This is a genomic window from Komagataeibacter melomenusus, assembly GCF_013155395.1.
GTDB classification, from domain to species: domain Bacteria; phylum Pseudomonadota; class Alphaproteobacteria; order Acetobacterales; family Acetobacteraceae; genus Komagataeibacter; species Komagataeibacter melomenusus.
The window spans coordinates 20,720-39,027 of the sequence record NZ_JABJWC010000010.1; the positions used below are offsets into that span (position 1 = coordinate 20,720).

Here is an 18,308-nt window from a genome sequence, read left to right on the forward strand (position 1 = left end):
GCCGCCTGCCCTGTCAGCCCGCAATCCGGATGGGCGGTGCGGATGCAACACTTTCCACCACCCTGACCGGGATCGATTTGGCTGCGGGCGTTCCACTGATCTCGTCAAAATAGTCCAGCGGCAGCAGCGGGTTCAGTTCCGGGTAGTATCCGGCTATGGCGCCGCGCGGCATGGGGTAGTCGAGCACGTTCAGGCCATCGACATAGCGCCTGATCCCGTCATCGCTGTAGGTTTCAAGGCCAATCACATCCCCGTTCGCCAGGCCGCGTTCTGCCATGTCATCCTTGTTCATGAACACGACAAGACGGGTGTTGTACACCCCACGGTAACGATCGCTGTTGCTGTAGATGGTCGTATTATACTGGTCATGCGAACGGATGGTGGCCAGGCGCAGCATGGCCTTGTCCTTGACCGGCACATCGACTTCCAGCCCCGGCAGCACGAGGAAATTCGCCTTGCCATTGGGTGTCTTCCACACGCGGCGACGGGGCGGGATGTCGAGGTGGAAGCCATGCGGATTTTTGATCTTTTCAGAGAAATCCGCATAGATTTCAGGATAGACGTCGGCAATCCTGTCCCGGATCAGGGTATAATCGACCATGTAATCCGCCCATGGCGTGCGGGAGTTGGGCAGTGCCGCCATGGCCATGCGGCAGACGATCTCGGTTTCCGGCAGCACATGCTCGCTCACGGGCTCGAACACGCCGCGCGATGCCGTGACATTCGCCATCGCATCCTCAATGGTCACGAACTGCTCGCCTGCCTGCGTGCGGATGATTTCCGAGCGGGCCACAACCGGCAGGATGAGTGCATCCTTGCCATGCACCAGATGCCCCCGGTTCAGCTTTGTCGCCACGCCAACTGTCAGGTTGAGGTTGCGCATGGCCGCATAGGAGCGGTCCGTATCGGGCACGGCGCGGATGAAATTGCCCCCCATGCCAAAGAACACCTTGGCGGTGCCCGCTTCCATGGCCTCGACGGCTTCAAGCACATGGTGCCCATGTTCGCGCGGTGGTTCAAAGCCGAACACATCGCGCACGCGGTCCAGATAGGCCTGGGTCGGTTTTTCATCAATGCCCACCGTACGGTCGCCCTGCACGTTGGAGTGGCCACGGATCGGCGCGATACCGGCACCGGGCTTGCCAAAATTGCCGCGCAGCAGCAGCAGGTTGGCCACCTGCTGGATCAGGCGCGATCCTTCCTGATGCTGTGTCAGGCCCATGCCGTAACAGATGATCGTGGCATTGGATTTCATGTAGATATCCGCGATCTTGCGGATCTGTTCCTCGGTTATGCCCGAGATGCGGGTAATCTCGTCCCAGCTACAGCCCATGACATCATCCCGCAGGGCTTCAATGCCTGCGGTGTGCTCATTGATGAAGTCGCGATCCAGCACCTTCTCGCCGCGTGCTTCGGCCTCAAAAAGCGCCTTCATCATGCCCTTGAAGATGGCGAGGTCGCCACCGATGCGCACATGCACGAATTCGCTGGAGATGGGGGTCGAGCCGAACGTGCCCATCTGCAGCACATCCTGCGGCTCGGTAAAGCGGATCAGCGCGCGCTCGGGCATCGGGTTGATCAGCACGATCGGCACGCCGCGTTTGCGGGCTTCGACCAGGTTGGTCATCATGCGCGGCGAATTGGTGCCGGTATTCTGCCCCACCACGAAGATTGCTTCGGCATGCTCGAAATCGCCCATGACGATCGTGCCCTTGCCAATGCCGATGGCAGGCGGCAGGCCACGGCTGGTCGGCTCGTGGCACATGTTCGAGCAGTCGGGGAAATTGTTGGTGCCGAATTCACGCACGAAGATGGAATACAGGAACGCGGTCTCGTTCGCCGTGCGGCCCGATGTATAGAACTCCGCCTGATGCGGGCTGTCGAGGGCGCGCAGGTGCTGGCCGATCAGGGCAAATGCGTCATCCCATGCCACGGGCACGTAGCGATCACTTTCGGCGTCGTAGCGCATCGGCTCGGTCAGGCGGCCCTGCATTTCCAGCCAGTAATCGCTTTTCTGCATCAGTTCGGTAACGGTGTATTTTTCAAAGAACTCCCGCGTCACACGCCCCTTTGTGACTTCATGCGCCAGCGCCTTGGCTCCGTTTTCGCAGAACTCCAGCGTCTTGCGATGGTCGGGGTCAGGGAATGCGCAGCTGGGGCATTTGAAACCGCCCGGCTGGTTCATGGATAAAAGCCCGCGCGATCCCTTGACCAGAACGCTCTGTTCCATCAGCACTTTTGCAGTGGCCCCGGCCGCACCCCACCCGCCCGCCGGATGATGATAGGGTTTGTATTCAGGCGTTTTTTCGTTGCTCATGATCTTGACCCTCTTCCTTCAGTTGGGCAGGCGGGCGTGGGCACCCGCATCATGCAGCACCCCAGCATGTTGTTGCAGCAGGCCGAACTCCCGCATCGCGGGCACGAAGTTTTCATTCTCATGCTTCGAGCGGGCCAGCTTCACCAGCGCAAATCTCTGGAGTGGCAGCAGGCTGGCCCATTGCTGCGCCGTGGGTGGCGCTATGCCATCAGCCTGTGCCTGTATCCTGACTGCCTCGGGCATCCGGCCTTCTTCGCGCCAGTCTTCCAGTCCGCGCACGGCAAGCGGGCGCAGCGGTTCGTCGCTGCGGGTCGCGATCAGGTGGGCGACCCGTTCGCGGTAGGCCGCCTGTTCGGCCACGGTTTCGCACGGCTGCTCGGCAAGCTGGCCCCTTTCCTCGCGTGTAAAGCGGCTCCACTGGCGCAGGCTCAGTTTTATGCCGACAATATCAAGCTTCTGCCGCGCGATCATGGGAATGCACCGCAGGGAGCCTGCAAAGTCACGTTCAAAGTCAAAAAGCATTGGGCCAGATCCCGTAATGGAGGGAGGGAAACAACAGGTGGACACGCGACCCGCTTTACCGGGGAACGATCAGGTGCAGCAGCAACGCCGCCCCGAAAAACACCGCGGTGCTCAGCGACCAGATCGCAACGAACCATGCGATCCGTGCCGCGCTGCGCGGGGGTGCGTCATCTCCGTTGCCCCGGACAATATCAGTGATACCCATCGGTCTGTGTCACCTTTCCGCGAAAGACGTGGTAGGAATAGATCGTGTAGGTCAGGATGATCGGCAGCAGGATGGCGGTGCCGATCAGCTGGAAGAACTGGCTGGATGGCGGGGATGACACATCCCACAACGTCAGGCCCGGCGGCACGGCATAGGGCCACACCGTAATGCCCAGACCGGACAGGCACAGGAAGAACCAGCCCAGCGCGCACAGGAAGGGCCCCTTCGAGTGGCCCCTGCGCAGCCCCATGACAAACAGCGCGCCCAGCACGACCACCAGAACCGGCACGGGGGCGACGAATGCGATGTTGGGCCAGTCGGTCCAGCGGCGCAGGTACGGGGCGTGCAGCAGCGGTGTCCACAGGCTGACCGCGACAATGCCGATGAACAGGCCCACGGCCAGCCGCGCGGCCCAGCGGCGGCAGGATGCCTCCAGCACGCCGGTTGTGCGCCAGATCAGCCACGTTGCGCCGAGCAGGGCGTAACCGCACATGACCGACAGGCCACACAGGATGCTGAACGGCGTGAGCCAGTCGAGCGGGCCACCGGCAAAGGCGCCATCAACAACCCTGATGCCCTGCACCACGCCGCCAAGGATCGCGCCCTGGCAGAAGGCGGCGATGGCGGAGCCTGCCATGAAACCGGCATTCCACATCCCTTCCCTGCCCGTGCCACGTGTCATGACCCGGAATTCGAACGCCACGCCGCGAAAGATCAGGGCGAGCAGCATCAGCACGATCGGCAGGTAGAAGGCGGGCAGCAGGGTGGCGTAGGCACCGGGAAAGACGCCGTACAGCACGGCCCCGCCCAGTACCATCCATGTCTCGTTGCCATCCCACACCGGGGCAATGGTGTTGACCATCACATCGCGGCGGTCCGGGTGGCGTTCGAGTGCGAACAGCATCCCGATGCCAAGGTCAAAGCCGTCAAGCACGACATAGATCGAAATGGCGGCGACCAGAATGACGGCCCATATGATGGGAAGCCAGTATGCGAAGTCCATCATGCCTCAGGCTCCTTTGCCAGTAGAGGGATCAATCACGCCCGGATGCATGCTGGTCGCCAGAATCCCGGATGCGTGGGATGGCGGGGTATCATGCTCGCCCTCCTGCGGCGCACGGCCCAGCATGCGCACCAGAATGCCCAGCCCTGAGCCAAACACGAGCACGTAGACCACCACGAACGCTGTCATCGAGAACGCCATGGAGGACAGGGCAACGGGTGAGACGCTGTCAGACGTGCGCAGCAGGCCATAGACGGTCCAGGGCTGGCGCCCCACCTCGGTCGTGATCCAGCCGCACAGCAGCGCCAGGAAGCCCGCCGGCGCCATGCACAGTGCAACACGGTGGAAGAGCGGGTTGGTGAACAGCGTGCTGTTGCGCCGCAGCCAGAGCGACCACAACCCGACCAGCATCATCAGCATGCCAAGAGCCACCATGATGCGGAAAGAAAAGAAGATGACCGGTGATGGCGGCCGCTGGTCACGCGGAAAATCCTTCATGCCCGGCACCTTGCCGTTCAGGCTGTGCGTCAGGATCAGCGATCCGGCCAGCGGCAGTTTGACGGCATAATCCGTGTGTTCGGTCTTCATGTTGGGAATGCCGAACAGCAGTTCGGGCGCGTGGTCTTCCGAGACCCAGTCCCCTTCCATCGCGGCAATCTTGGCGGGCTGGTATTTGAGCGTGTTAAGCCCGTGTGCGTCGCCCGCCAGGATCTGGAGCGGGGCCACGATCGCCGCCATCCACATGGCCATGGAAAACATGACCCGCACCGGCTCGCTCGAGATCTTTCCCGCCTTGCGGGCTTTGAGCATATGCCACGCCCCCGTGGCCCCCACGATGAAGGCCACCGACAGGAACGCCGCCAGCCCCATATGCACAAGGCGGAACGGAAAGGACGGGTTGAAGATGATGGCCAGCCAGTCCGCCGGCATGAAGCGCCCGGTGGCGGGGTCGATGGTGTAGCCGCGCGGCGTCTGCATCCATGAATTGGAGGACAGTATCCATGTCATGGAAATCAGGGTGCCGACCGATACGCAGCATGTGGCCGCAAAATGCAGTCCGCGCCCCACCTTGTTCATGCCGAACAGCATGACGCCGAGGAAGCCTGCCTCAAGAAAAAACGCGGTCATGACTTCATAGGACAGGAGCACGCCGGTAATCGGCCCGGCCTTTTTGGAAAAAACCGACCAGTTGGTGCCGAATTCATATGACATGACCAGTCCCGACACCACGCCCATGCCGAAGACGATGGAGAAGACCTTGATCCAGTATCGGTAAAGATCAAGGAATACGGGCCGTCCCGTCCTGAGCCACAGCCCTTCCAGCACGGCAAGATAGGCCGCCAGCCCGATGGAGAAGGCCGGAAAGATGATATGAACACCTACGGTAAAGGCAAACTGGAAGCGCGCCAGAAGGAGTGCCGGGTCATGTGCGTATTGCATCTATACTTTCCAAAACTTATGGCGAGAGAAATAACAGTTATAAATAACTTCTCGGCATAGTGGCGCCGCAAGCAATGAACCAGCCAGAAAGACGGACACATGCTTCGGTGTCGTGGATAAGCGTACTAGATCAGTCAGACGCATGACGTCCAAGACAGATTATACATAAGATCATAAACAGCGCTTATGATAAAAGCATTGATAGATTTTGTATGGTTATTATGAAATATAGACAACCCAATATATTAATATCCAACTGCAGGTTATCTCACGGATATCTCCGGTTTTTAATGCGAGCACGGCCGTATCGGGGGGATTGGCTATTTATGCTGAATATAATGGGGTGCAGGCAGAATTTTGCCAAAGATCTGTCATCCCTGCACCCCTGATCCGACTGCACTGAATGGAAAATCCACAGAGATCGGTGCCAAAACCCGAACTTTCACCGCCGGGCCTGCCCTGCCTGTTCCGTCGCGGCATCAAAACCGGGGCAGCGCCACTGTACTCGCGCATTGCTCTATGCCAGATAGTGTAAAGAGACCGTCACCGTGCTGCATTCGTAACTCCTGCAAGTTCCGATGCACGCCGTACCTCCCAGCGCCGCAGCAGTCGGGCGTGCGGCTCGCCTGCCGGCTCATCCAGAATTTCCACCGCCCCCATCCGGTCCATACGGAAATGGCGGAAGTCCTGCCGCAGTTCGCACCAGGCGATCAGCATGCGCGTGGTGTCCGAATAGCCGAGCACCACAGGCCATACCGTACGCCCGGTTGGCGTGCCCTGTTGATCGCGATAATGCAGGCGCAACTTTGTCCCCTTGCGGATTGGACTTGTAACGGTTTTGTGCCGGTCATCTGAGCGTTTAAAGCTCGCATGAGGAGACCGACAAGACCATGAAGCATACGGAAGATTTCAAGCGCGAGGCCGTAAGGATCGCGTTAAGCAACGGACTGTCACGCACGCGTGTTGCGGCCGATCTGGGTATTGGCAAATCCACCCTGGCGAAATGGATAGCAGATTATCGTCCGGGCAAGCCGGCATCAGGGCCTCAGGCTGATCTGGCCCGCGAGAATGAACGTCTTCGTCTTCGCCTGGAGAACCGGATTTTACGGGAGGAGAGGGAAATCCTAAAAAAAGCTACCCAGTTCTTCGCGAGCCAAAAACCATGAGGTTCGCTTTCATCCACGGACATCGGCATGAATGGCCAATCGGGAGGCTGAGCCAGGTCTTGCGGGTCTCGGCACGGGGTTACCGGGCCTGGACATCCCGACCGGCCTGCCAGCGGCAACGTACCGATCTGAAGGTACTGACGCATATCCGTGAGCATTTTGCCCTGAGCAACCGTTCCAGCGGACGGCCGCGCATGACCATGGAACTCAGGGAAGCCGGGCTTGATGTCGGGGAACGTCGCGTTGGCCGCGTCATGAAGGACAACGGGATCCGGCCCGTGCGCACCCGTCGCCACAAGGTGACGACCGACAGCCACCACCAGTCTGACATTGCGACCAACCTTCTGGACGGTGATTTCCTTGCCGATGGCCCCAACCGGAAATGGGCGGGAGATATCAGTTATGTCTGGACTGCCGAGGGCTGGCTCTACCTCGCTGGCGTCATCGATCTGTTCAGTCGTCGTGTGATCGGGTGGGGGGCATGCGACCGGATGAAAAAGGATCTGGCCATCCGTGCCCTGGATATGGCGGTGCAGCTGCATTTTCCACTCCGATCGTGGCAGCCAGTATGGCTCCCATGATGTCCAGAAAAAGCTGCTGGCCCATGGGCTGCTGGCTTCAATGTCCGGAAAGGGAAACTGTTTTGACAACGCTGCCGTCGAAACATTTTTCAAAAGCCTGAAGGCGGAGTGGCTCTGGAGACAAAACTGGCCAACCCGCCGTCAGGCTACCGCCGCCATCTTCCAGTATATCAATGGTTTCTACAATCCACGTCGACGCCATTCATATCTGGGCGGTATCAGCCCACTCGCTTTTGAAGCAAGAGTGGCATAAGCACTTCCTGACCGGCACAAAACCGTTACAAGTCCACACGCGTGCACCAGTCCGTGACCAGGCGTCCGGTGCGCGCCGTATCGGCGAAGGCGACACGCTGCCCGATCCGTGCCGCCAGCACGGGTGGATCGTGATCGGCGAGCGCCAGACCGATTTCGCGGGCGATGGTGGTCCCCGCCCCGCAGCGGTTGAGCACGAAGCGGGCCAGAAGCGTCGGACGGAACAGCCGTGCCTCGGAGAGCAGGCGCAGCATCTCCGCCGAAGCCCAGCCATCGAACGGGGAGGGCTGGACCGGGATCAGCACGAGATCGGCCGCAAGCAGGGCCGAACGCAGCAGGCCTGCAACCCTGGGCAGCCCGTCGATGACGACGTGATCCACCTCATGGGCCAGTTCGGGTGCTTCCCGGTGCAGCGTGTCGCGTGCCAGCCCGATGACCCCGAACGGCCGGGGCAGGCCTTCACGGGCACGCTGTTCCGACCAGTCCAGCGCCGAACCCTGCGGGTCGGCGTCGATGACCGTCACGCGTCGCCCTTCCCGAGCCCACTGCCCGGCAAGATGCAGTGCCAGGGTGGTCTTGCCGACGCCACCCTTCTGGTTAAGGAAGGCCACGATCATGGCGTGCCCTCCTGACTTATCCACAGGTCCGAGGCGCCAGCAACATCAACAAAGTTAGATTCTTTTAAGTTAGAGTCTAAGTTAAGGGCGCCGTAACCATCGGTTTTTACGTCCTGATTCGGCGTTTTCGATGCATGATAGCACGTGTCCCGATGACGTGATGGCACGTGCTTATCCACACATGATGGCACGAGCGGATTCACAGGAAGTCCACAGGAGGGTGTGGATAACCTGACGCGGGCGAACACCAGAATTTCGATCCCGTCGCGGTTGCGTTCCACCGATAACCGGTATCCCGGAAGGGGCTGGCGGCGTGCCATCTGACGCAGTTCGAGGCTGAACCGTGTGAAGGACGACAGGCTGGCCGATTTTTCGTACAGATGCCGGAATTCGAAGCGCCAGCCACGTCGCTGATGGCCACCATGCTTGCGCACGACGCGGTAGAACCAGCGCTCCAGCCCGCCTGTCAGGGAGAAATAGGCCCGGTCAATCGTCAGCACGAGCGTGTCATCGAGCAGGGCCGCATAAAGCCAGTCCGGGAGCACCAGTTCGACCCCATCGCTCTGCCCCCCGCTATCGGTGCGTGCGGCCCATTCGTTGATCCATGAAAACCGGTGCAGGCGTTTTTCGGCGGACTGACGCAGGGATGTCATGATGGAGGTCGCCTGAAGGCGGTTGAGCGCGGCCCGCAGCCGGTTATAGTCGCGGATACTTGTGCCCCGGCCGATGAAACGCAGGATTTCGTGGGGGCTTGCGACCATGCGACGCGATATCCGACGCCCAGCATCCCGGGCTTCGACAATATGACTCGCGGCCCAGATCAGGATGTCTGCATCCCAGATCGTGGCGAGGCCGTGTTCGGCCGACGCCTCCACCCGGATGGTGACGCCGCCAGCCGCGAAATCGATCGGAACGATGCGGGGCGACTTGGCCAGGCTGAAAAAGGGAAAGGCCATGAGATCCTGCATGTCCCGTGGCGCCATGTCACCGGGCAGCGTACGGAACAGGTGCAGGCTCGCCCGCTCGGAGCGCAGCGGAAGCGGAGCGTCCATCAGCGTTCCTCCCCGCGTGCGGGAGATGGCGGGATCAGCGGACTCCGTCGTGCTGCAGCCGGAATGACGCGTGCCGTGGTATCGGATGTATGGGCGCGGGCGGCGCTGTCTACCCAGGCCTGCAGTTCATCCACCCGATAGACAACGCGGCCGCCCAGCTTCGAATAGCGGGGACCGGTGCCGTAGATCCGGTGTTTTTCGAGTGTGCGGATGGACAGACCGACAAATTGCGAGGCGTCGGGTGTGCGCAGGTAGCGCGGTGGCATGGTGACGTCGGGACTGGATGTCATGGGACGGCTCCCTGTAGCTATCGCAGGTCGCGGGACAGATGCGGCCTGTGGGGAGCAGCGTGACAAAACGGCGTGTATCGGGACCAGCTGCGATCTCGTGGCGGTGCGAGATCGCAGCTGGACAGGGTAAGGCTGGCGATAATGCCGGACCTGTGTAGAACGCCGAGATCCAGTATCGCCCCAGCATGGAACTCAGCGCATAACACCCTCTCCATAAAGAGTATTTCACGCGATCTTGAGAGGGAATCCATTTGTCATATGTCGATGACTATATATATCCGTATATAGACAAACACAGCCGACAGCCCACCGTCCTGATACATCGTCACGTGCCTGCGGGCCCATCTGGCCCCTATGCAGGGACGGAAAAGGGCTGGCTGACAAAATAAATGGGAGGCCACTGTTCACCATGCTTTACCAGTCCATCAATCCGTACACGGAAGAAACGCTCAAGACATTCGACCTGCATTCGGATGCCCAGCTTGCCGGTATCATTACAAAAGCGGATACCACCTATAAAAAGAACTGGCGCAATAAAACCTACGCCCAGCGCGCCGCAATACTGCACAAGGCCGCTGAAATCATGCGGCATAACCGCGATGCCTTTGCGACGCCGATTACCGTGGAAATGGGCAAGCTGTTCCGCGAGGCGCAGGCCGAAGTGGACCTGAGCGCCGATATCCTTGATTACTATGCTGACAATGCCGAGAAATTCCTTGCCCCCGTTGACCTGAAGGTTGACGACGGCAAGGCCACAATCCTGAGCCAGCCCATCGGCATCGTCTTCTGCATCGAGCCGTGGAACTTCCCCTATTACCAACTGGCCCGCGTGGCCGGCCCCAACCTTATGGCCGGTAACGTACTGATCGTGAAGCACGCGCCTGGTGTGCCGCAATGCGCGGTCATGTTTGAAGAACTGTTTGCCGATGCGGGCGCGCCCGAAGGCACGTATTCAAACGTGTTCATTACCAACGAACAGTCGGCAACCGTCGTGGCCGACCCGCGCGTGCGCGGCGTGGCGCTGACCGGCAGCGAACGCGCTGGCAAGGCCGTGGCCGCCGAAGCAGGCAACGCGCTGAAGAAGAACACCATGGAACTCGGTGGCAGTGACGCTTTTATCGTGCTTGATGACGCCGATCTGGATGTCGCGATCAAATGGGCGGTCTGGGGCCGGATGAACAATACCGGGCAGTGCTGTGTCGCGGCCAAGCGGTTTATCGTGCATGAAAAGATTGCCGATGCCTTTACCGCACGCTTCAAGGCAGCGCTTGAAAAGCTGGTGGCGGGCGACCCGATGGATGAAAAGACCACGCTTGGCCCCCTATGCAGCGAAAGCGCGCTGAAACTGGTGCTGGGCCAGATTGAAACGGCGGTGGCCCACGGTGCGCGCGTTGTGACCGGCGGCAAGCGCATCGATCGCCCCGGCTATTTCCTGCAGGCGACCATCCTTGACAATATCAACAAGGATAATCCGGCTTTCCATCAGGAATTCTTTGCCCCCGTGGCCATGATCTTCCGGGTACCGGATGAACAGTCGGCCATCGACCTGGCCAATGACTCCCCCTACGGGCTTGGCGGCTCTGTCATCACGACCGACATCGAACGTGGAAAACGGGTAGCGGCCCAGATCGAGACCGGCATGGTTTTCATCAACCGTTCGACATGGACCGCCCCTGGCCTGCCGTTTGGTGGCGTGAAGAATTCCGGCTATGGCCGCGAACTGTCCTCATTGGGTATTGAAGAATTCATCAACAAGAAACTGGTGCATACCCCGGCCTGAACAGGGAAGCCGGTCCCTGCCGCCGGATAGCTTAAAAGTCCGCTGTTCTGATCGGGACAGCGGACTTCAAGGCTGCCGCGGTGGCGCGCCTTCCCCTACCTCATCCGGTCAGAAAACAGGAAAGAGACGACCGGTCTAATTTTTGTCTGGACATCCCGACTGGCCACCCGTATATAGACTTCCATGAAGATCGCAGAGAAACATCGCGCTGCCCGGCAGCACATTCTGGAAGCGGCCCGGCCGCTTATCGGCCAGCGTGGTTTCTCGGCCGTCGGTCTGGCGCAGATACTCGAAGTCGCGGGTATTCCCAAGGGGTCGTTCTACCATTACTTCGAATCAAAGGAAGCCTTTGGCGAGGCCCTGCTCCAGACCTATATCGACGATTACCTGATAAAGATGGATGACATCCTGGGAAACGACGATGAGAACGCCGCACAGCGGATTACCCGCTACTGCCAGTTCTGGCGCGATACCCATATCGAAGGGCAGATCGGCAACAAATGCCTGATCGTAAAGCTGGCAGCGGAGGTCTCGGACCTGTCCGAACGGATGCGCGCCATTCTGGACGTTGGCACCCGTACTGTCATTGACCGGATCAGCACCGTCATTGCCAGAGGGCAGGAAGAAGGGTCTATCGGCAGCACACAATCCGCGCTGATGCTGGCGGCTTCCCTTTATCAGCTCTGGCTGGGGTCGACGCTCATGGTGAAGATCACCCATAGTTCTCCGCCGTTTGATCATGCCTGGGAGGCAAGCAGGCTGCTTCTGGAAATCTAGCGTGTCGGACATGCCGCCAACGGCCTGTTCCGCGATTTTAATAGATGACCGGTCTAATAGAGACGACCGGTCCAATAGGTGTGAAGATGCAGAATTTCGAATTCTACAACCCCACGCGGGTCCTGTTCGGTAAGGGCATGATCGCCCGTCTTGATGAACAGCTATCGCCCGAAGCCCGCGTGCTCGTGCTGTATGGTGGCGCCAGCGCCGAACGCAGCGGCACGCTGAATGAGGTCCGCGCGGCGCTGGGCAACCGGACCTTCCGTGAGTTTGGTGGTATTGAAGCCAACCCGACCTATGAAACCCTGATGAAGGCCGTGGCCATGGTGCGGGAAGAGAAGCTCGATTTCTTGCTGGCTGTGGGCGGCGGGTCGGTCATGGATGGCACCAAGTTCGTTGCCGCCGCCGTGCCGTATGAAGGCGAGCCGTGGGATATTCTGGTCAGCAAGGGCGAGGCCGCAAAAAAGGCGCTGCCGCTGGGCACCGTTGTCACCCTGCCCGCCACCGGGTCCGAAATGAACTGCCTGAGCGTGATTTCACGCCAGTCCACGGGCGACAAGCTGCTGTTCTCCAACCCGCTGGTCTATCCGCGCTTTTCCGTGCTGGATCCCATGCGCACCATGAGCCTGCCCATGAAGCAGGTCATCAACGGTGTCGTGGACTCCTTCGTGCATGTGATGGAGCAGTACATGACCTATCCGGTCGATGGCATGGCACAGGACCGCTTTTCCGAGGGGCTGCTGTCAAGCCTGGTGGAAATCGGGCCGCGTATTGTCGCAACACCGGATGATTATGACCTGCGCTCCAACCTCATGTGGGTTGCGACCCTGGCGCTGAATGGCCTGATCGGCGCAGGCGTGCCGCATGACTGGACCACGCACATGATTGGCCATGAAATCACGGCGAAATACCATATCGACCACGCACGCACGCTGGCCATGGTGTTCCCTGCCCTGCTGAAGGTGCGCCGCACCGAAAAGCGCGCCAAGCTGCTGCAATATGCCGCACGGGTGTGGAACCTGACCGAGGGCACGGAAGACCAGCGGATCGATGCCGTCATTCGCAAGACCGAGGAATTCTTCGAAAACCTTGGCGTGCCGACCCGCCTGTCTGCCTACGACATCGGGGCTGAAGGCATCAACGACCTGGTTGGTCAGCTTGAAGATCACGGCATGACCCATCTGGGTGAAAACGGTGATGTCACGCTGGATGTCAGCCGCCAGATACTTGAAGCCGCCACCTGATTTCCACTGAACGACCACCGGGATACGGCCACACGCCGTATCCCGGACATAACGGACTATATTAAGGGACAGATATCCAAAATGGCTTACGCATCAACCAATCCCTATACCAACGAAGTTGTCGCAACCTTCCCCGATGCAACGGATGCGGAAGTACAGGCCGCACTGGCCGAAGCACATGCCGCTTTTGAAAGCTGGCGCGACACGTCCTTTGCCGACCGCGCAAAGGTCATGAACGCGGCGGCCGCCATCCTGCGCCGCGACATTGATAAATATGCCCGCCTTGGCACGCTGGAAATGGGCAAGCTGTTTGAAGAGTCAAAAAAGGAAGTCATTCTTTCCGCCGAGATTTTCGAATACTATGCAAACCACGCTGAAGAACTGCTGAAGCCGGAAATCCTGCCCGTCGCCAACCCGGCGGAAGGCAAGCCCGTGCTGGTTCATGAACCGCTGGGCATCGTGCTGGCGATCGAACCGTGGAACTTCCCCTTCTATCAGGTCGTGCGTATCATCGCGCCGCAGCTTTCGGCCGGTAATGCCGTGCTGCTCAAGCATGCCTCCAACCTGCCGCAGTGTGCCGCAGCCTTTGATACGCTGATGGCCGAAGCGGGTCTGCCCAAGGGCCTGTTCCGCAACCTGTATGCAGCCCGCCCCCACACCGCCATGATCCTGAACGACCCGCGTGTGTGCGGTGTCGCCCTGACGGGTTCGGAAGGTGCGGGCACCGTTATCGCCGGCATTGCGGGCAAGGCGCTGAAAAAGGCGACCATGGAACTGGGCGGCGCGGATGCCTTCATCGTGCTGGATGACGCCGACGTGGAAAAGGCGGCCCGCTGGGCAGTGATCGGCCGCCACTGGAATGCCGGTCAGGTCTGTGTCTCGGCCAAGCGGCTGATCGTAGCAGATGCGGTTTATGACCAGTTCCTTGCCCTTTACAAGGAAGGTGTTGCCGCCCTGAAGGCCGGTGACCCGATGGACCCGGCCACCACACTGGCCCCCCTGTCCTCACAGGCCACAGCGAACGACCTGCGCGATCAGGTTACGCGGGCGATGGACCTGGGTGCGAAGGTCGAGATCATCGGAGCACCAGTGCCCGAACAGGGTGCGTTTTTCCAGCCGCTGCTGATGTCCAACCTTGATGGGAAGAATGCAGCCCGTCACTGGGAATTCTTTGGCCCCGTAACCCAGATCTACCGTGCGAAGGACGAGGCGGACGCCATCCGCATTGCCAATGACTCCCCCTACGGGCTGGGTGGTTCCGTATTCACAAAGGACGAAGCGCGCGGTGCACGGGTGGCCCGTGCCATCCGCACCGGCATGGTGTTCATCAACCATCCGCTGTCGCCCAAGGCGGACCTGCCGTTCGGTGGCATCAAGAACTCCGGCTATGGCCGTGAACTGATCGGTCTTGGCATCAAGGAGTTCATCAACCACAAGCTGATCAACGTCGTTGATATCGACGCGGCGTTCTGACGAAACCGGCGCGACCGGGCACAACAATGTGTGCCCGGTCGCACCCATAATGGAAAACGGCAATAAACAGGCAGGCTGTACCAGTCTTTATTGAAAGTGGATCGAAGCAGGACATAAGTCTTGGTTCACATTTCACTTATGTATTCACACGTCCGCTTCGGCCCTTGCACGGCTGGCCTATATGAACCGCGATCTCATCAGGGCATATGACGGCATCCGGGCAGGAAGGCACTGGCGAGAACACTGGTTTTTTTCAGCATTATGATGGGTTGACACAAAAACTGGAAAGAAAAGCCCCCGTCAGACGGGGGCCTCGGCATCACGGCGTGCGAGCGCTTCTCTGAGTTCCCGCTCGACCTGTCGGCGCTCGCGGCGGCTCAGGTGAAAGCTGGTCAGTTCGTTACGCAGCGCGTGGATGGTATCGTTGAGTGTGATCATTGTCCTGCTCCTTTCGTTTTTCGAAGACAGGACAGACAGTTCATGCCCGGGCGGACCGGGTCAGGGATCGCCGCAGGCGACCGGCTTGCCGGCGCGTGGGGGAGCCGATTTTGTCTGGTGCGCCCGTTACGGGGCACCAGGCAAAATTGGAGGGACCGTGCGTCCTTGACGCGGTTCGCTTCGCGCATGGTACGATGGGAAGGCTGAGGGAAAGCCCTATCCTCCGGCCCGCCCTTCATGCCAAAACCTGCTGGCAAAACACAGGCTACGGTTGAACAGTGCGAAGCTTCGTTCACCCTGCCTATCCCGAGAACGCGGGGATTTCAGCGCTGTGACTGGACCTGACCGTATTCTTTCGAGTATTTTATGTACAGGAAACCCGGTCAGAAAAGGCCCCATGATGATCCCTGCCAATGAATGCGAACGCAAAGGCGACGCCTGGATGGCTAAAGCCCTGAATCCAAGCAAAAATGCGCATGAACGCCTGAAAGCGGCGAAGGCGGCAATGTTCGCCTATGAAGATGCCCGCAAGCTGTTTCCGGCTGGTAGCGAAGACAGCGACCGGGCGCGCAAAAAAGGATACAGGGCACATGACATGGCCAACCGGCCAGTCGATGAATGGGCCTCAGAATAAAATGTGAATGGCCCTGAAAATCAGGCAGCGGAGTAATCGTGAAGCGCTACCGCTATTCCGAAAGAGAAGGCGGGTCACCCGAAGTGTAACACTACCGATACATCCGCAGACCGTCCCGAAAGTTCATAGCCGCAGGAACAGAATTGAAAAATCCTGCGACGAATTCGAGCGCCTGATAAGGGCCAGCCAAACCACAACGTAGCGACATGAGTGGCGAAGAAAAGCTTACATGGTATGAAAGCATAAATTCCATTCAGGTCGAAGATCTGCATCCTGCTGACGTCTTGAACGGCGTCGACCTGAGTTGGTGACCGTCGCAAGGCGCGCGGTCATCGTCGAACCAAATGTGTGATGGCGTCGGCAAGCTTGCCGAAGAGTAACCGAAGCAGTGTTGCCGCACTAGAACTGCCGTTGCCGATAAACACTACGCGGTTGGGTGCGTGGGCAGTCGATGTGTGTTTTGCGCATCGGTCATGGGAATCAATTGCCTTGCCATAATGAACTGCCGTTTGGAGGGGAGGACGCCTCACCATGCCCGAAGCAGGGATCAATGATGTCGATCCGGTCGGGAAGCAGTCAGGTCGGCCGCCAGTTGTCATGCATCGGTCGAGGCATAACGATGCGGATTGCCTTGATGCGGGTAATCTGGCGGTCGTAAATGATCTTCATAAGAAGGAAGCTGTCTGTCCTCGCTCATCGGCGGGTTTCAGGACAGCGCCGTGAAACCCGCCGTGGTCATGCAGCAGCCCGCGCTGTGACTCCAAGACGATATCCATTCTTCTGGAGCACTTTAATCGAGGCCTCGGAATATTTCGCAACCAGTCCCGAGACATCACCAGGTGCGCACCAGAACCCCAACGTGACCTGAATATTTGCCGGTTTTGGCAGAAAAGACACTGACGGCGCGGGATTCTTGAGTACCTGCGTGTCATTCTCCGTAAGACCCAGCAACAGTGCCCGGGCCTTGTCCAGATCGTCCTGGTAATCAATCAGCAGGCTGACCGAACCGGCAAGCCGGTCTGACTCCGAGCTGTTGATCACGATGTTGTTCGACAATGTTCCATTGGGGATGTAAATGATCTCATTATTGGCATCAAGCAGCACGGTACGGAACATCTCGATTGATGTAACCGTTCCCGAACTGCCCCCCGCCGCAATCGAATCCCCAACCTTGAACGGGCGAAACAGCAGGATCAGCACGCCACCAGCAAAATTGGCGAGGCTACCCTGTAATGCCATGCCTACCGCCAGACCGGCGGCACCCAGAACCGCCACGAACGATGTTGTTGCAATGCCGACCATGGATGCCACACTGATCAGCAGTAGAGCTTTCAGAAACAGCCCGACCACACTCAGCAGGAATCCGCGCAATGTCGGCTCTATATGACTGGCTTCCATCATCCGGCCCATCGCCCGCGTTACGGCGTTGACGAGCTTCCAGCCCACAAAAAGAACGATCAGAGCCAGAAAGAACTGACTTGCATATCCGAGTATAAGCGGAAGCAATCCGTCAACCTGATCCAGAATGGAATGAATCTGCTTTTCCATGACTATCCCTGATTTATATTTATCATGTATTGCGTAGTAAAATACGCAATCTGCTTCACATTGTAAGCCGTTTCAAGCCAGTTCGTCACCACTGCATTTTTACAAGATAATTTCAGGAACAACGTGGTTCATCCAGCACAGGATACTATTTCCGTATTCATCGTTTCAGTCAGATAGAATGAACATTTCCCAAGGCTGGCCTGAACGGACCAGGCACCGATCATGACTTCGATAGGGAGACCTGAAAAAACATATGAAACATCAAAAATGATACGGAAACGCCATAGACTTTCACGATGCCTGAACTGTCGTATATCCTCCATCTGACGACCAATAACGGATCGACCAAATGATTCATATCCGTTCCCGAAACGGATGCAGCAACAGACGACGATAATTCCTCTGTCTCATGGAATTGGCAAGCCGGGCCAGACGATCCATGCGTGCCTGCAGGTCATGCCCGATCCAGTCCCGTGCAGAAATGGCTTCCCGCCGAAACAGGACTGGTGCCATCTCGCGACGACTGGCCCCTGCCCCGCTTCCATCCAGAAAACGCAGGGCAAGAATCAGTCGGTCCCGGCGCGCTGGCGACAGTATGGTGGGATCATAACCGGCACTCTGCCCCATGGCGGCACGCCACAGTTGCAGGGCCGCAGCAATACGGATTTCAAACAGGCGATCAAAAGGCAGAAGAACTGCCCCTCCGTTGCTTTCCGGAGTAAGAGCCAGGACGTGCAATGTTGTTCCGGCCAGATGAATGACAGTTTCGGTGTTTCCGACTGCCTGTGTCGCCTCCGGCAGAGTTGACCGAAAACCCAAGCGGTCGTCAGTCAGGTCCACCGGCATCGTGGTCAGAACCGTCACGCCCGGAAACGCGCGCGCCGTCCAAACCGCAGATGACGGCACTTCCGCATGATCCGCAGGGTCGAAATCGCAACCCCCAGTGCCGGGCGAAGGCCTCGGCGTCAT

At 59.0% G+C, this 18,308-nt stretch carries 16 protein-coding genes and 2 pseudogenes; 6 read left to right on the forward strand and 12 right to left on the reverse strand.

Annotation, left to right across the window (positions count from 1 at the left end; genetic code table 11):
* Positions 1 to 13 precede the first annotated feature (13 nt).
* The 6 genes and pseudogenes from HNW77_RS05965 to HNW77_RS05990 form a co-directional block, all read right to left on the reverse strand.
* Positions 14 to 2,317, reverse strand: a complete 2,304-nt coding sequence (locus tag HNW77_RS05965; protein WP_172156076.1) for an FdhF/YdeP family oxidoreductase — start codon at positions 2,315 to 2,317, stop codon at positions 14 to 16.
* Between the two features lie 18 nt (positions 2,318 to 2,335).
* Positions 2,336 to 2,839: a nitrate reductase associated protein gene (locus HNW77_RS05970; protein WP_172156078.1), complete on the reverse strand. Its 504-nt coding sequence runs from the start codon at positions 2,837 to 2,839 to the stop codon at positions 2,336 to 2,338.
* A 55-nt stretch (positions 2,840 to 2,894) separates the two neighbouring features.
* A complete protein-coding gene (locus HNW77_RS05975; protein WP_172156079.1) occupies positions 2,895 to 3,044 on the reverse strand; it encodes a DUF2474 domain-containing protein in 150 nt (49 codons plus the stop codon).
* Complete coding sequence (gene cydB, locus HNW77_RS05980) at positions 3,031 to 4,050, reverse strand: cytochrome d ubiquinol oxidase subunit II (protein ID WP_172156080.1); 1,020 nt, start codon at positions 4,048 to 4,050, stop codon at positions 3,031 to 3,033. The genes HNW77_RS05975 and cydB overlap by 14 nt, the downstream gene beginning before the upstream one ends.
* A 3-nt stretch (positions 4,051 to 4,053) precedes the next feature.
* A complete protein-coding gene (locus HNW77_RS05985) occupies positions 4,054 to 5,487 on the reverse strand; it encodes a cytochrome ubiquinol oxidase subunit I (protein WP_172156081.1) in 1,434 nt (477 codons plus the stop codon).
* 543 nt (positions 5,488 to 6,030) lie between these two features.
* Positions 6,031 to 6,312, reverse strand: a pseudogene (locus HNW77_RS05990) (helix-turn-helix transcriptional regulator); the annotation flags it as partial.
* Between the two features lie 65 nt (positions 6,313 to 6,377).
* On the opposite strand from HNW77_RS05990, the pseudogene HNW77_RS05995 reads away from it, so the two are divergent.
* Positions 6,378 to 7,487: pseudogene (locus HNW77_RS05995) on the forward strand (IS3 family transposase).
* A 25-nt stretch (positions 7,488 to 7,512) separates the two neighbouring features.
* On the opposite strand, the gene parA reads toward HNW77_RS05995, so the two are convergent.
* From parA to HNW77_RS06010, 3 genes are read right to left on the reverse strand one after another with little or no spacing between them, the layout of a single operon-like run.
* On the reverse strand, positions 7,513 to 8,103 hold the full coding sequence (gene parA, locus HNW77_RS06000; protein ID WP_187353192.1) for a ParA family partition ATPase: 591 nt from the start codon (positions 8,101 to 8,103) through the stop codon (positions 7,513 to 7,515).
* Positions 8,100 to 9,155, reverse strand: a complete 1,056-nt coding sequence (locus tag HNW77_RS06005) for a replication initiator protein A (RefSeq protein ID WP_172156082.1) — start codon at positions 9,153 to 9,155, stop codon at positions 8,100 to 8,102. Before HNW77_RS06005 ends, parA begins: the two co-directional genes overlap by 4 nt.
* Positions 9,155 to 9,445: a helix-turn-helix transcriptional regulator gene (locus HNW77_RS06010; RefSeq protein WP_172156083.1), complete on the reverse strand. Its 291-nt coding sequence runs from the start codon at positions 9,443 to 9,445 to the stop codon at positions 9,155 to 9,157. Before HNW77_RS06010 ends, HNW77_RS06005 begins: the two co-directional genes overlap by 1 nt.
* Before the next feature lie 409 nt (positions 9,446 to 9,854).
* Between HNW77_RS06010 and HNW77_RS06015 the strand changes: the two genes are divergently transcribed.
* From HNW77_RS06015 to HNW77_RS06030, 4 genes are all read left to right on the forward strand, one after another.
* On the forward strand, positions 9,855 to 11,225 hold the full coding sequence (locus tag HNW77_RS06015) for an NAD-dependent succinate-semialdehyde dehydrogenase (protein WP_172156084.1): 1,371 nt from the start codon (positions 9,855 to 9,857) through the stop codon (positions 11,223 to 11,225).
* A 183-nt stretch (positions 11,226 to 11,408) separates the two neighbouring features.
* Positions 11,409 to 12,002 carry a TetR/AcrR family transcriptional regulator gene (locus HNW77_RS06020; RefSeq protein ID WP_172156085.1) on the forward strand — a complete coding sequence of 198 codons (594 nt, stop codon included), beginning with the start codon at positions 11,409 to 11,411 and terminating at the stop codon, positions 12,000 to 12,002.
* Positions 12,003 to 12,088: 86 nt separating this feature from the next.
* On the forward strand, positions 12,089 to 13,246 hold the full coding sequence (locus tag HNW77_RS06025) for an iron-containing alcohol dehydrogenase (RefSeq protein ID WP_172156086.1): 1,158 nt from the start codon (positions 12,089 to 12,091) through the stop codon (positions 13,244 to 13,246).
* 81 nt (positions 13,247 to 13,327) lie between these two features.
* On the forward strand, positions 13,328 to 14,719 hold the full coding sequence (locus HNW77_RS06030; protein ID WP_172156087.1) for an NAD-dependent succinate-semialdehyde dehydrogenase: 1,392 nt from the start codon (positions 13,328 to 13,330) through the stop codon (positions 14,717 to 14,719).
* Positions 14,720 to 15,019: 300 nt separating this feature from the next.
* Here HNW77_RS06030 and HNW77_RS06035 read toward each other — a convergent pair whose 3' ends face one another.
* On the reverse strand, positions 15,020 to 15,157 hold the full coding sequence (locus tag HNW77_RS06035; protein WP_167376419.1) for a hypothetical protein: 138 nt from the start codon (positions 15,155 to 15,157) through the stop codon (positions 15,020 to 15,022).
* Positions 15,158 to 15,554: 397 nt separating this feature from the next.
* Between HNW77_RS06035 and HNW77_RS06040 the strand changes: the two genes are divergently transcribed.
* On the forward strand, positions 15,555 to 15,791 hold the full coding sequence (locus tag HNW77_RS06040; protein WP_172156088.1) for a hypothetical protein: 237 nt from the start codon (positions 15,555 to 15,557) through the stop codon (positions 15,789 to 15,791).
* A gap of 735 nt (positions 15,792 to 16,526) precedes the next feature.
* Here HNW77_RS06040 and HNW77_RS06045 read toward each other — a convergent pair.
* Both HNW77_RS06045 and HNW77_RS06050 read right to left on the reverse strand, forming a co-directional pair.
* Positions 16,527 to 17,345, reverse strand: a complete 819-nt coding sequence (locus tag HNW77_RS06045; RefSeq protein WP_172156151.1) for a mechanosensitive ion channel domain-containing protein — start codon at positions 17,343 to 17,345, stop codon at positions 16,527 to 16,529.
* Positions 17,346 to 17,693: 348 nt separating this feature from the next.
* Positions 17,694 to 18,308 carry a DUF2285 domain-containing protein gene (locus tag HNW77_RS06050; RefSeq protein ID WP_172156090.1) on the reverse strand — a complete coding sequence of 205 codons (615 nt, stop codon included), beginning with the start codon at positions 18,306 to 18,308 and terminating at the stop codon, positions 17,694 to 17,696.

Excerpts from the sequence above, each read along its gene's own strand:
- HNW77_RS06050 (WP_172156090.1), bottom strand. The coding sequence starts at position 18,308 with ATGACGCCGAGGCCTTCGCCCGGCACTGGGGGTTGCGATTTCGACCCT.
- parA (WP_187353192.1), bottom strand. The coding sequence starts at position 8,103 with ATGATCGTGGCCTTCCTTAACCAGAAGGGTGGCGTCGGCAAGACCACC.
- HNW77_RS05975 (WP_172156079.1), bottom strand. The coding sequence starts at position 3,044 with ATGGGTATCACTGATATTGTCCGGGGCAACGGAGATGACGCACCCCCG.
- HNW77_RS06005 (WP_172156082.1), bottom strand. The coding sequence starts at position 9,155 with ATGGACGCTCCGCTTCCGCTGCGCTCCGAGCGGGCGAGCCTGCACCTG.
- HNW77_RS06010 (WP_172156083.1), bottom strand. The coding sequence starts at position 9,445 with ATGACATCCAGTCCCGACGTCACCATGCCACCGCGCTACCTGCGCACA.
- HNW77_RS06040 (WP_172156088.1), top strand. The coding sequence starts at position 15,555 with ATGATGATCCCTGCCAATGAATGCGAACGCAAAGGCGACGCCTGGATG.
- cydB (WP_172156080.1), bottom strand. The coding sequence starts at position 4,050 with ATGATGGACTTCGCATACTGGCTTCCCATCATATGGGCCGTCATTCTG.
- HNW77_RS06020 (WP_172156085.1), top strand. The coding sequence starts at position 11,409 with ATGAAGATCGCAGAGAAACATCGCGCTGCCCGGCAGCACATTCTGGAA.
- HNW77_RS06030 (WP_172156087.1), top strand. The coding sequence starts at position 13,328 with ATGGCTTACGCATCAACCAATCCCTATACCAACGAAGTTGTCGCAACC.
- HNW77_RS05970 (WP_172156078.1), bottom strand. The coding sequence starts at position 2,839 with ATGCTTTTTGACTTTGAACGTGACTTTGCAGGCTCCCTGCGGTGCATT.
- HNW77_RS06025 (WP_172156086.1), top strand. The coding sequence starts at position 12,089 with ATGCAGAATTTCGAATTCTACAACCCCACGCGGGTCCTGTTCGGTAAG.
- HNW77_RS05985 (WP_172156081.1), bottom strand. The coding sequence starts at position 5,487 with ATGCAATACGCACATGACCCGGCACTCCTTCTGGCGCGCTTCCAGTTT.
- HNW77_RS05965 (WP_172156076.1), bottom strand. The coding sequence starts at position 2,317 with ATGAGCAACGAAAAAACGCCTGAATACAAACCCTATCATCATCCGGCG.
- HNW77_RS06015 (WP_172156084.1), top strand. The coding sequence starts at position 9,855 with ATGCTTTACCAGTCCATCAATCCGTACACGGAAGAAACGCTCAAGACA.
- HNW77_RS06035 (WP_167376419.1), bottom strand. The coding sequence starts at position 15,157 with ATGATCACACTCAACGATACCATCCACGCGCTGCGTAACGAACTGACC.